Genomic DNA, 11,574 nt, shown 5'->3' with positions numbered 1-11,574 from the left:
AGAAAATCCAGCCCCTCCGGCGTTTGAGGAGCGGGGGTCCAGGGGGCAGCGCCCCCTGGGCGGGGTCGAAGGGGCGGCAGCCCCTGGAGGTGGGACGGGTAGGGGCGGCGGGGGCGAAAACCTATCGCGCCCGCTCCACCCTCCGCTCGTCCCACACCGGCTCCGCGGTCTCCCGGACCTTCCCGTCGCTGCCGAACACGAGATACCGGTCGAACGAGCGGGCGAACCAGCGGTCGTGGGTGACCGCGAGGACCGTTCCGTCGAAGGCTTCCAGCCCGTCCTGGAGGGCTTCGGCGGACTCCAGGTCCAGGTTGTCCGTCGGCTCGTCCAGAAGCAGCGCGGTGACACCCTCCAGCTCCAGCAGCAGGATCTGGAAACGGGCCTGCTGCCCCCCGGAGAGCCGGTCGAAGGCCTGCTCGGCCTGCGCCGTCAGCTCGTACCGCCGCAGCCGGGACATCGCCGCACCCCGGTCCTGGGCGTGCTCCTGCCACAGGATGTCGAGGAGCGTGCGCCCCATCAGCTCGGGATGCGCGTGCGTCTGCGCGAAGTGCCCGGGCACGACCCGCGCACCGAGCTTCCACGCACCCGTGTGCGCCACGTCCTCCCCGGCCAGCAGCCGCAGGAAGTGCGACTTGCCGGAGCCGTTGGAGCCGAGTACGGCGACCCGCTCGCCGTAGAAGACCTCCAGGGAGAACGGCTTCATCAGACCCGTCAGCTCAAGACCCTCGCAGGTGACGGCGCGCACCCCGGTGCGCCCGCCCTTCAGCCGCATCCGGATGTCCTGCTCGCGCGGCGGCTCCGGCGGCGGCCCCGCCTCCTCGAACTTGCGCAGCCGCGTCTGGGCGGCGGCGTAACGGGAGGCCATCTCGTGGCTGACGGCGGCGGCCTGACGGAGCGTGAGCACCAGCTTCTTCAGCTGCGCGTGCTTCTCGTCCCAGCGCCTGCGCAGCTCCTCGAAGCGGGCGAAGCGCTGCTGCCGGGCCTCGTGGTAGGTGGCGAAGCCGGCGCCGTGCACCCACGCGTCGGCACCGGTCGGCGAGGGCTCGACGGAGATGATCTTCTCGGCGGCGCGGGCGAGGAGTTCACGGTCGTGGGAGACGAACAGGACCGTCTTGCGGGTCTCCTTCAGCCGCTCCTCCAGCCACCGCTTGCCGGGCACGTCGAGGTAGTTGTCGGGCTCGTCCAGCAGCAGCACCTCATCGGTGCCGCGCAGCAGCGCCTCCAGCACCAGCCGCTTCTGCTCACCGCCGGACAGGGTGCGCACCTGGCGCCACTGCGCCTTCTCGTACGGCACTCCGAGCGCGGCCGTGGTGCACATGTCCCACAGCGTCTCGGCCTCGTAGCCGCGCACCTCGGCCCAGTCGGAGAGCGCCTGCGCGTACGCCAGCTGCGCCGCCTCGTCGTCGACGGTCATCAGGGCGTGCTCCGCCTTGTCGACGGCCCGCGCGACCTCACGGATGCGGGGCGGCGCGACCGACACCAGCAGGTCGCGTACGGTCGTCTCGTCCCGTACGGACCCCACGAACTGGCGCATCACGCCGAGGCCACCGCCGACGGTGACGGACCCGCCGTGCGGCTTCAGCTCGCCCGAGATCAGCCGCAGCAGGGTCGTCTTGCCCGCGCCGTTGGGTCCGACCAGGGCCACGACGGCCCCTTCGCCGACCCGGAAGGACACGTCGCCGAGCAGCGCCCTCCCGTCGGGGAGGTAGTACTCAAGATGCGCGGCTTCCAGATGTCCCATGAAGAGGAATTGTGCGGGTCGCCGTACGGGCCCGGCAAACCGTTAACCGGCGTCCTCCAGCGGCTGCCCCGCGGGACCGCTCTCACCGGCCGGGGCGACGCTCGCGCCCGCCCACGACAACGCCTTCCAGCCGTCGGCCGGCGAGCCCTCCAGGATCACCACACCGGTGTTCGCCAGCCGGTGCCCGGCGGCGAAGGCGACATCGACGTTGTGGGCGCGGGCCGCGGCCCACATGCGGATGACCGCGCCGTGGCTGACCATGGCCACCGTGCCGGCCCCGCTCGCCGCGGCCTCGGCGACGACGGCGTCGTACCGGGCGAGGACCTCGGCGCCGCTCTCCCCGCCGGGCATCCGCAGCGCGCTGTCCCCGGCCGACCAGGCGAACGCCGTCCGCATGTAGAGCTCGCCCCGCTCCCCGTCCCCGGGCAGCAGCTCCAGGTCTCCCGCGGAGATCTCCCGGATGCCGTCGCGCACGATCACGTCGAGTCCGCGCGCGGCGGCCAGCGGGGCGGCGGTGAGCTGGGTGCGCACGAGCGTGGAGGCGTACAGGGCCTCGATGTCCTCGTCGGCGAGGGCCTCGGGCAGCGCGTCCGCCTGCCGCTCGCCGAGCTCGGTCAGACCCGGCCCCGGGACGGCGGTGTCCAGCAGGTAGTCGACGTTCGTCGGGGTCTGGCCGTGGCGGACGAGGAGCAGACGCATTCAGGGCCCTCCTGGGTCATTGCCGGTCGAGGACCGGCCGCTTCAGGGTACCTGTGACCTCATGAGCCCAGATGTCGATCTCACCGTCCCGAAACCTGGCCACCACGTCCTGCGCGACCGACTGCTCGCCCTCGACTCCAAGCTGTTCGAGTTCGCCGCCGAGCGGCACTGGCCCGCGGCCGCGCCCGTCCTGCCCCGGCTGAGCCGCAGCGCCAACCACGGGCTGCTGTGGTTCGCCGCGGGTGCCGTCATGGCGGCGAGCCGCACGCCCCGGGCCCGGCGGGCCGCCGTGCGCGGGCTGGCCTCGCTGAGCCTGGCCTCGTTGACGATCAACACCCTCGGCAAGCGGTCGGTGCGCCGCCCGCGGCCGCTGCTGGACCCGGTGCCGTTGGTGCGGCAGCTGAAGCGGCAGCCGATCACCACCTCGTTCCCGTCCGGTCACTCCGCGTCGGCGGCCGCGTTCGTGACTGGGGTCGCCCTGGAGTCGCCCGCTTGGGGGGCGGTCGTCGCGCCGGTCGCCTGGTCGGTGGCGCTGTCCCGGGTCTACACCGGCGTGCACTTCCCGAGCGACGTGCTGGCGGGCGCGGCGCTCGGCGCGTGCGCCGCGTTCGCGGTGCGGGGCATGGTGCCCACCCGCGCCCAGCTCACGCCACCGGCCCGGCCGCGCGCCGAGGTCCCGGCGCTGCCGGAGGGCGAGGGTCTGGTGATGGTGGCGAACACCGCGTCGGGCACCTCCGACCGGGTGCGCACGCTGCTCGACGTGCTGCCGCTGGCCGAGGTCGTCGAGTGCGCGCCCGACCAGGTGGGGCCGGAGCTGGAGAAAGCGGCGGCCCGCGCCCGGGTCCTCGGCGTGTGCGGCGGCGACGGCACGGTGAACGCCGCGGCGGAGATCGCCCTGCGGCACGGCCTGCCACTGGCGGTGCTGCCCGGCGGCACGCTCAACCACTTCGCCTACGACCTGGGCGTGGAGGACGTACGCGACCTGACCCGGGCCCTGGTGCGCGGCCACGGCGTACGCGTGGACGTGGGCCGGTTCCGCTGCGCGGAGCAGCGGGGCGTGTTCCTCAACACGTGCAGCCTGGGCGTGTATCCGGAGCTGGTGCGCGAACGGGACCGCTGGTCGCACCGGATCGGCAGCTGGCCGGCCGGGGTGGTGGCCGCCCTGCGCGTGCTGCGCACCGACCGGCATCCGCTGGAGGCCCGACTGGGCGGCGACGCACGCCCGTTGTGGCTGCTGTTCGCCGGGAACGGCACCTACCACCGGATGGGCCTGACCCCCGGCCGCCGGCTCGACCTCGCCGACGGCGTGCTCGACGTGCGGGTCGTGCACGGCGGCCGCAGGCCCGCCGTACGGCTGCTCGCCGCGGCCCTCGCGGGCCCGCTCACCCGCTCCCCCGCCCACGCGGCGGTCCAGGTGAGCCGGCTGCACCTGACCGGCGTCGCCCCGGGCGCGCTCCTCGCCTACGACGGCGAAGTCACCGACGTACAGGGCGAGGTGACGCTGGAGAAGCTGCCGGAGGCGCTGACGGTGTACCGGCCCCTGCCCGGTGACTGACACACCGTCAGTCCACTATTCAAAACGCAGGTCTCATCATTCGACATGTTGGGCTTACGGTGTCACCACGACGACGAGACGAGGGGAACGCCATGTCGAAGCCGCAGGAGACCGCCGTATACACCCATGGGCACCACGAGTCGGTGCTGCGCTCGCACACCTGGCGCACCGCCGCCAACTCCGCGGCATACCTGCTGGATTCACTCAAGCCGCACATGCGGATCCTGGACATCGGCTGCGGCCCGGGCACCATCACCGCCGACCTGGCCGCGCTGGTGCCCGACGGGCACGTCACCGGCGTCGACCACGCGCCGGGCATCCTGGAGCAGGCCCGGGCCACGGCCGCCGAACGGGGCCTGACGAACGTCGACTTCGCGGTGGCCGACGTGCACGCGCTGGACTTCCCGGACGACACCTTCTGCGTGGTCCACGCCCACCAGGTGCTCCAGCACGTCGGCGACCCGGTGCGGGCGCTGCGCGAGATGCGGCGGGTGACGAAGCCGGGCGGGTTCATCGCCGTCCGCGACTCGGACTACGCGGCCATGACCTGGTACCCGGCATCCCGGGGCATGGACGACTGGCTGGACCTGTACCACCGGGTGGCCCGCGCCAACGGCGGCGAACCGGACGCCGGACGGCGGCTGAAGTCCTGGGCGCTGCGCGCGGGCCTGACCGACATCACGGCCACCTCCGGCACCTGGACCTTCGCCACCGCCGAGGAGCGGGCCTGGTGGAGCGGACTGTGGGCGGACCGCACCCTGGCCTCGGCCTACGCCCAGCGGGCCACCGAGGGCGGCCATGCGACCGAGGAGCAGCTGCGCGCCGTGTCGGACGCCTGGCGGGAATGGGGACAGCAGGAGGACGCCTGGTTCTCGGTGCTGCACGGCGAAATCCTGTGCCGCAAGGAAGGCTGAGCCTCAGTTCCGGGTCCATGAGCCGGCGCAGCAGCTCCACGACGGTCAGGACGAGCCTTGCGAGGTCGCGCTCGACGGTGTCGGGATCGAGGTCGAGGCGGTTGTGCGAGGTCACGGCAGGTCTCCGAAGGGCGAGGGCACGTTCGCGTTGACCGAGCTGATCAACGCGTTGAGATCGATACGGACGAAATCGACGTCCGCGATGCCCAGGGTGATGTCCCCGGTGATGACGACCCCGCCGGCCAGCAGCCGGTCGAGCAGGTCCACGAGGGCGATCTCACGGCGCTCTATGACGGTCATCGGCCTTCCCGCTCCTCGGTCTCGTCACCCGTCTCGCCACCCGTCTCCTCCCCCGTCTCCTCCCCCGTCTCCTCTCCGGTGAAGGAGTAGGCCGCCCAGGGGCCGGTGAGTTCCACGCGCATGCCGGGGGAATCGTCCTTCGTCCGGTCCACCAGCTCCACGAATTCCTCGGAGTCGCCCCTGGGCACCAGATACGCGGCATTGAGCACGTTCCGGCCGGAGGCGCCGGACAGCGCGGTGCTCTGCGGATTGTGCAGCCGGGAATCCTCGGCGTAGGAGGAAAGCGTCGCGTGCAGCCGACCGGCGAATTCCACGGCCGTCTGCCAGACGGTCTCGTGCGTCCGGGCCCGTATGCGACGCTGCCGCAGATACTCCCGGCCCGACACCGGCCTTTCCGTGGCCGGGCCGGTTCCGGCGTCCTCGGCCTCCTGCTCGACGTACACCTTTACACCCCACTCCACCCGGCCCTCCAGCCGGTCGAGCGTGCGCAGGAAGTACGCCTCCCGGGCCTCCATCATCGTGCGTACGGCGCTGTCGTCCCGGAAGACGGTGGCGAGCCGCAGCGGCAGCGGCGTGGTGACGACGGTGAGCGCGTCGATCACGCCCTGGTGGGCCCTGGCCGTCCGGGTGAGCCAGTCCAGGTCCTCCAGATGGGCGCGCAGCGGTTCCTCGGCGAAGTCCCCTTCCGGCACCGAGCTGTAGACGGCCACCAGCCCGTGGTGCGTCAGCTGGCGGGGCGGCAGTCCGGCGACCCCGGTCAGCTGGGACTGGAGCGCCGACCGGAAGGGGCGGCACACCGCGTACACGTAGCGCAGTCCGGACATCAGGCCTCCTCCTGCGGGCGGCCGGGCTCCAGTCGGGCCAGCCGCTCGCGCAACTCGGCGTTCTCACGGGCGAGTTCGTCGCGCCGGGCCCGCGAGGACAGGGCCGGATCGTCCTCCCGCCAGTCGATGCCCATCTCCCGCGCCCTGTCGACGGAGGCGACGACGAGGCGGAGTCCGACGGTGAGCAGTTCGATGTCGAGCAGGTTGATCCGGATGTCGCCCGCGATGATCACGCCCTTGTCGAGGACGCGCTCCAGGACGTCGGCGAGGTTGGCGCCGCCGCCCTGGCCGTAGGGCTCGGGGAGCCGGCCGGGGGTCGTCATCGGCGGCCCCCGATGCCGGCGTGCGCGTCCTCGGCCTCGCTGTCGTGTTCTTCGTCTTCTTCCTCATTCTCGTCCTCGTGGGCGTCCTCCGCCTCGTATGCGCCGACGGCGAGCCCGATCGCCCACGCGCCGCCGCGCACCGGGGCGAACGGCAGCGGCAGCACTTCCGAGAGCAGTCCCATGTCCTCACTCCCATGCGGTGCCCGTACCCGCGGGCGCCGCCGGGCCGGGCTCGGCGAAGCTGTACGGCGGCAGCGGTCCATTGACGCGCACCTCCAGGTGCGGCCGGCTCCTGCGGAGGTCCTCGGCGGCGGCCGGGAACACCGCGGCGGAGTCCCGGTCCAGCAGGAACGACACGTTCGAGAGCCGGCCGGTGGACTCGGGGCCCACGCTCACCGCCGCCGCGCTCGGCTCCAGCGCCCGCCGGACCTCGGCCGCGTCCTCGGCCTCCCGGGCCTTGACGACCGCCACGACCATCTCGCCGTGCCGCAGCTTCTGCTCGTAACTCCCGCCGCCCGCCTGCCGGTTGACCTCCGTCAGGGAGAGGATCTCCGGGTTCTCGGCCATCACATGGTGCAGTACGGCCTCCTCGGCGTGGGAGACCTTGACGTTGTACTCGACCTTGCCGTCCAGTGTGCGCAGGCGCTCCTGGTAGTGCTCGACGCGCTCGGCGAGCACCGGTGACGGCGGTGTCGGGGACGCGGGCCAGTTCCAGGACCTCGATCTCCACCGGGCCGGGCCTGCTCTCCGCCCCGCTCCGCTGCTGTTCGGACGATGTGGGTGTCTTGCGTGAGTCGGTCAAATGCTCCCCTCGAACGCCGAGTGGCCCAAGGGGAGTTGGCCAAACCTGGGGAACCGGGTGCGTCACCCCCGCAGCGCGTCGAGCTTGCGCCGGGCCGGTCCCAGGGCCCGGCCCCGGGTGGTCACTCCGGACCAGGGGTTGGTGCGGGCCTGGTCGACGGCGTCGGCGAGGGTCCACTGCTGGGCGTTGAGGCCCGGGTCGTCCAGGTCGGTCCAGGCGAGCGGGACGGCCACGGGGGCGCCCGGCCGGGCCCGGACGGTGAACGGGACGACGGCGGTCTGCGCGTAGGCGTTGCGCTGGACGTCGAGGTAGAGGTGGTCGCCGCGGTCCTTCCTGCGGGCCTCGGTGGTGAGCCGGTCGGGGTGGGCGGCGGCAAGGGTGTCGGCGAGGTCCCGGGCGAACTCCCTTACTTCGTCGAAGTCGTGATGCCCGTTCAGGGGGACGATCACATGCAGTCCGCGGGAGCCGGTCGTCATCAGCGCCGAGGGCAGGTTCACCTCGTCCAGCAGCTCCCCCAGCAGCCAGGCCGCCTCCCGCACCGGTCCGAAGTCGTCCTCGGCCGGGTCGAGGTCGAAGACCATGCGGTCGGGCCGGTCCGGCCGTCCGACCCGGGAGAGCCAACGGTGCAGGGTGACGCAGGCCTGGTCGGCGAGGAGGACGAGCGTGGCGGAGTCCTCGCAGACGGTGTGACAGACGGTGCCGCCCTCCTTGGGCACCTCGACGCGGGTGACCCAGTCCGGATAGTTCTCGGGTGTGTTCTTCTGCATGAACCGGGGGCCTTCGAGGCCGTCGGGATACCGCTCCAGCATCAGCGGGCGGCCCCGCAGGTGCGGCAGCATGAACGGGGCCACGGACCGGTAGTAGTCGACCAGGTCGCTCTTGGTGTACTCCTTGGCCCCGCCGTCGCCGGGGAAGAGCACCTTCTGCGGCCGGTGGACCTCCACCGTCCGCCGGCCGGCCCGCACGGTCCGTACGTCGTCGTCGCCGGTCATCGTACGACCGCCTCCTCCACCAGCAGCCGGCCGGCGGCCGCGATCGACTCGGCGTCGATGCCCGCGCCGTGCAGCTGCTCCTCGGGTGAGGCCGAGCCGGGCATCGTACGGACCGCGAGCCGCACCAGGCGCGGCACCGGGCGCCCGTCGAGGAAGGCGTCGAGGACGGCGTCACCGAGCCCGCCCTCCTCGTGGTGGTCCTCGACACTGAGCAGACAGCCGGTCTCCTCGGCGGCCCGGCGCAGGGTGAGCCGGTCGACGGGCTTGACCGAGTAGAGGTCGATCACCCGGACCCGGATGCCCTCCCGGTCCAGCGCGTCGGCGGCGGCGAGCGCCTCGTGCACGGTGACACCGGCGGCGACGATCGTCATCCGGTCCCGCTCGGAGGAGCGCAGCACCTTGCTGCCGCCGACGGGGAACTCCTCGTCGGGGCCGTAGATCACCGGGCTCGCTCCGCGCGAGGTGCGCAGATAGCGGATGCCGTCCAGGTCGGCCATGGTGGCGACGAGCCGGGCGGTCTGGTTGGCGTCGCACGGGTACAGCACGGTCGAGCCGTACACCGCCCGCATCATCGCCAGGTCCTCCAGGCCCATCTGCGAGGGCCCGTCCTGGCCGATGGCGACACCGGCGTGCGAGCCGACGAGGTTGATGCCCGCGCCGCCGATCGAGGCCATCCGCACGAAATCGTGGGCACGGGTGAGGAAGGCCGCGAAGGTCGAGGCGTACGGCACCCAGCCGCGCGTGGCGAGTCCCACGGCCGCGGCGACCATCTGCTGCTCGGCGATGTAGCACTCGAAGTACCGGTCGGGGTGTTCCTTGGCGAAGAACTCGGCGCGGGTGGAGTCGCCGACCTCGCCGTCGAGCGCGACGACGTCACCGCGTCCGGAGCCGAGGGCGGCGAGGGCCTTGCCGTAGGCGTCCCGGGTGGGGATCTCCTCGCCCCTGTCGAACCGGGGCAGTTGGGTGTGCCCGGCGCGTACGGCGTGCAGCAGGCGGGCGGCGGGCGGCTCGTGCACCCGGATACGGGCGTCGCGCGGGCCGCCGAGTTCGGCGACGGCCCCGTCGGGGTCCTTCAGCGGCTTTCCGTGCAGTCCCTCGCGGTCCTCGACGGCCTCGACGCCCTTGCCCTTGAGGGTGCGGGCGAGGATCACGGTGGGCTGTCCGGAGGTGGAGCGGGCCTCCCCGTAGGCGCGGTCGATGGCGTCGACGTCGTGCCCGTCGATCTCGACGGCGTGCCAGCCGAAGGCCTGGAAGCGGCGGGCGTAGGCGTCGAGACGGTGCCCGTGCCGGGTCGGGCCGCGCTGGCCGAGCCGGTTGACGTCGACGACGGCGGTCAGGTTGTCGAGATGCTCGTACGCCGCGTGCTCGGCGGCCTCCCACACGGAGCCCTCGGCCAGTTCGCTGTCCCCGCACAGCACCCACACCCGGTACCCGGTGCGGTCCAGCCGCTTGCCGGCCAGGGCGATGCCGACGCCGACCGGCAGTCCCTGCCCGAGGGAGCCGGTGGCGGTCTCGACCCACGGCAGGCGCCGTGGCGTCGGATGCCCTTCCAGTGCGCTGCCCAGCTTGCGGAAGGTGAGCAGCTCGGCGTCGTCGACGACACCGGCCGCCTTGAAGGCGGAGTACAGCAGTGGTGTGGCATGGCCCTTGGACAGGACGAAACGGTCGTTGCCGGGGTGGGCGGGACGGTCGAAGTCGTAGCGGAAGTGGTGCGCGAGGAGTACGGCCATCAGGTCGGCGGCGGACATGGAGGACGTCGGATGCCCCGACCCCGCGGCGGCGGCGGAACGCACGCTGTCCACCCGCAACTGCTGGCCCAGCTCGACGAGTTCACCGGACTTCATGAGGCTCCTTCCGCGGGGTCGTCGGGAGGGTCGGGAGGGATGTCGGCCGCCTTGACGGGGCCGGGGGGCTCGGTGTGCTCGCGGCCGGGCCGGCTCCTGGCGGGCTCACCGCCGGGCCGGTTCTTCGCGGGCTCCCCACCCGGCTGGTTCTTCGCAGGCTCAGCATTCGACATGTCCGCCACACTCCTCTCCGACCCCCCTGGCACCCGCGCCAGCTCCGGCGACGCCGTGTCCAACGGCACCGACCACTCCCGTACGAGCCCCAACTGGACGGCCTGGCGCGGGAGTACGGCGTCCAGGAGCCAGTCCGCGGCGACCCGGACGCGATTGCCGGGCAGCGCCGCAAGGTGGTAACCGCGGGTGACCGCGCCTGCGGCGATGCCGGACAGGGGGACGCCGAGCGGGTTGGCGGCGGCCTTCACCCCGCCGAGGTCGACGACGAAGCCCAAGTCCCGGTGGCGGTAGGAGCGGCGTTCGCCGATCCCGAGCGAGGCGGCCACATTGCGGGCGGCCACCTTGCCCTGCCGCCAGGCGTGTTGGGCGGTCATCGGCGTGAACCGGCCGGGCCGCTCCAGATCCGGTACGGCGGCGGCGTCACCGCAGGCGAACAGCTCGGGGCGGCCCGGCACTCGAAGGTGCGGGTCGACCAGGAGCCGGCCGCGTTCCATGGGCAGCCCGAGGGACTCGGCGAGCGGGTCGGGCCGTACGCCGACGCACCAGACCAGTGTGCGGGTCTCCACGAACTCGCCGTCGGTGAGCAGGACTCCGCCGTGCGTGGCCTCCTTCACGGAGGTGCCCGTCCGCACCTCCACACCCCTTTGGCGCAGCACCCGGTCGGCGGTGCGGGAGAGTTTCTCGTCCAGTTCGGGCAGGACGCGCTCGGCGATGTCGAGCAGCAGCCAGCGCGGCCGCATGCCCGTCCGCAGGGGGTGCTTGCGCACCTGCGCGTCGGTGAAGAGCTGCCCCTGCGCGGCGACCTCGGTGCCGGTGTATCCGGCGCCGACCACCACGAACGTACAGCGCGCTGCGCATTTCTCGGGGGCGTCGGCGGCCGCCGCCAGCTCCACCTGCCGGGTCACGTGGTCGCGCAGGTACAGCGCCTCGGGCAGGCCGCGGAAGCCGTGCGCGTGCTCGGCGACGCCGGGGACGGGCAGCAGCTTGTTGACGCTGCCGGCGGCCAGGACCAGCCGGTCGAAACCGAGCGTGCCGGACTCGCCCTCGGGCCCGGTGAAGTGCACGGTGTGCCCGTCGAGGTCGACGGCGTCCGCCTCGCCGAGCACCAGCCGTACGTGGGGCAGCGTGCCGGACAGGGAGACGGTCACCCGGCGGGGTTCCAGGATGCCGGCGGCGACCTGGGGCAGCAGGGGCAGATACAGGAAGTAGTCGGTCGGGTTCAGCAGGGTGATGTCGGCCCGGTGGCGGGTCAGCCGGGACAGCGTGCGGGCCGTCCGGTACCCGGCGAATCCGGCACCGACGATCACGATGCGGGGTCGACTCACGGTTCGCCTCCGGCGCTGTCGTCCGTACCTCGGCAGCCTTCCGCGTCCCCCTGGCCGGGCCCCCCAAACGTCGGCCGGTTT

Annotated in this window: 11 protein-coding genes and 2 pseudogenes; 2 read left to right on the top strand and 11 right to left on the bottom strand. The window is 72.8% G+C overall.

The genetic code is table 11. The annotated features are described in order from the left end of the window. Positions 1-121 precede the first annotated feature (121 nt). Both AB0Q90_RS36675 and AB0Q90_RS36670 read right to left on the bottom strand, forming a co-directional pair. Positions 122-1,741, bottom strand: a complete 1,620-nt coding sequence (locus AB0Q90_RS36675; RefSeq protein ID WP_363158345.1) for an ATP-binding cassette domain-containing protein — start codon at positions 1,739-1,741, stop codon at positions 122-124. A gap of 42 nt (positions 1,742-1,783) precedes the next feature. Beyond that, on the bottom strand, positions 1,784-2,440 hold the full coding sequence (locus tag AB0Q90_RS36670) for a histidine phosphatase family protein (RefSeq protein WP_363158346.1): 657 nt from the start codon (positions 2,438-2,440) through the stop codon (positions 1,784-1,786). A gap of 61 nt (positions 2,441-2,501) precedes the next feature. Here AB0Q90_RS36670 and AB0Q90_RS36665 point away from each other — a divergent pair, with 61 nt between their 5' ends. Both AB0Q90_RS36665 and AB0Q90_RS36660 read left to right on the top strand, forming a co-directional pair. After that, positions 2,502-3,995, top strand: a complete 1,494-nt coding sequence (locus AB0Q90_RS36665) for a phosphatase PAP2 family protein (protein ID WP_363158347.1) — start codon at positions 2,502-2,504, stop codon at positions 3,993-3,995. Between the two features lie 92 nt (positions 3,996-4,087). Continuing rightward, positions 4,088-4,909, top strand: coding sequence for a class I SAM-dependent methyltransferase (locus tag AB0Q90_RS36660; protein ID WP_363158348.1), 822 nt, complete (start codon positions 4,088-4,090; stop codon positions 4,907-4,909). 13 nt (positions 4,910-4,922) lie between these two features. Here the strand turns inward: AB0Q90_RS36660 and gvpK are convergent. The 9 genes and pseudogenes from gvpK to AB0Q90_RS36615 form a co-directional block, all read right to left on the bottom strand. Beyond that, a pseudogene (gvpK, locus tag AB0Q90_RS36655) lies at positions 4,923-5,024 on the bottom strand (gas vesicle protein GvpK); the annotation flags it as partial. Next, the gene (locus tag AB0Q90_RS36650) at positions 5,021-5,209 is read right to left on the bottom strand and encodes a gas vesicle protein (protein ID WP_363158349.1); all 189 of its coding nucleotides are present in this window, start codon (positions 5,207-5,209) and stop codon (positions 5,021-5,023) included. The gene AB0Q90_RS36650 and the pseudogene gvpK, both read right to left, overlap by 4 nt. Further along, positions 5,206-6,033, bottom strand: coding sequence for a GvpL/GvpF family gas vesicle protein (locus AB0Q90_RS36645; RefSeq protein WP_363158350.1), 828 nt, complete (start codon positions 6,031-6,033; stop codon positions 5,206-5,208). The genes AB0Q90_RS36650 and AB0Q90_RS36645 overlap by 4 nt, the downstream gene beginning before the upstream one ends. After that, positions 6,033-6,356 carry a gas vesicle protein gene (locus AB0Q90_RS36640; protein WP_363158351.1) on the bottom strand — a complete coding sequence of 108 codons (324 nt, stop codon included), beginning with the start codon at positions 6,354-6,356 and terminating at the stop codon, positions 6,033-6,035. The genes AB0Q90_RS36645 and AB0Q90_RS36640 overlap by 1 nt, the downstream gene beginning before the upstream one ends. Further along, positions 6,353-6,538 carry a hypothetical protein gene (locus AB0Q90_RS36635; RefSeq protein ID WP_363158352.1) on the bottom strand — a complete coding sequence of 62 codons (186 nt, stop codon included), beginning with the start codon at positions 6,536-6,538 and terminating at the stop codon, positions 6,353-6,355. Before AB0Q90_RS36635 ends, AB0Q90_RS36640 begins: the two co-directional genes overlap by 4 nt. A 4-nt stretch (positions 6,539-6,542) precedes the next feature. Continuing rightward, positions 6,543-7,040, bottom strand: a pseudogene (locus AB0Q90_RS36630) (GvpL/GvpF family gas vesicle protein); the annotation flags it as partial. 180 nt (positions 7,041-7,220) lie between these two features. Then, entirely contained in the window at positions 7,221-8,150 is a 930-nt protein-coding gene (gene ligD, locus AB0Q90_RS36625; protein WP_363158353.1) for a non-homologous end-joining DNA ligase, read from the bottom strand. Then, on the bottom strand, positions 8,147-9,994 hold the full coding sequence (locus AB0Q90_RS36620) for a transketolase (protein ID WP_363158354.1): 1,848 nt from the start codon (positions 9,992-9,994) through the stop codon (positions 8,147-8,149). The genes ligD and AB0Q90_RS36620 overlap by 4 nt, the downstream gene beginning before the upstream one ends. Beyond that, positions 9,991-11,493, bottom strand: a complete 1,503-nt coding sequence (locus AB0Q90_RS36615) for an NAD(P)/FAD-dependent oxidoreductase (RefSeq protein ID WP_363158355.1) — start codon at positions 11,491-11,493, stop codon at positions 9,991-9,993. Before AB0Q90_RS36615 ends, AB0Q90_RS36620 begins: the two co-directional genes overlap by 4 nt. Positions 11,494-11,574 lie beyond the last annotated feature (81 nt).

The sequence above is a fragment of the Streptomyces sp. NPDC079141 genome, from assembly GCF_040686775.1.
Taxonomy (GTDB): Bacteria; Actinomycetota; Actinomycetes; order Streptomycetales; family Streptomycetaceae; genus Streptomyces.
The sequence above is the reverse complement of the archived record's forward strand: the minus strand, read 5'-3'. Positions and strand labels throughout refer to the sequence as shown.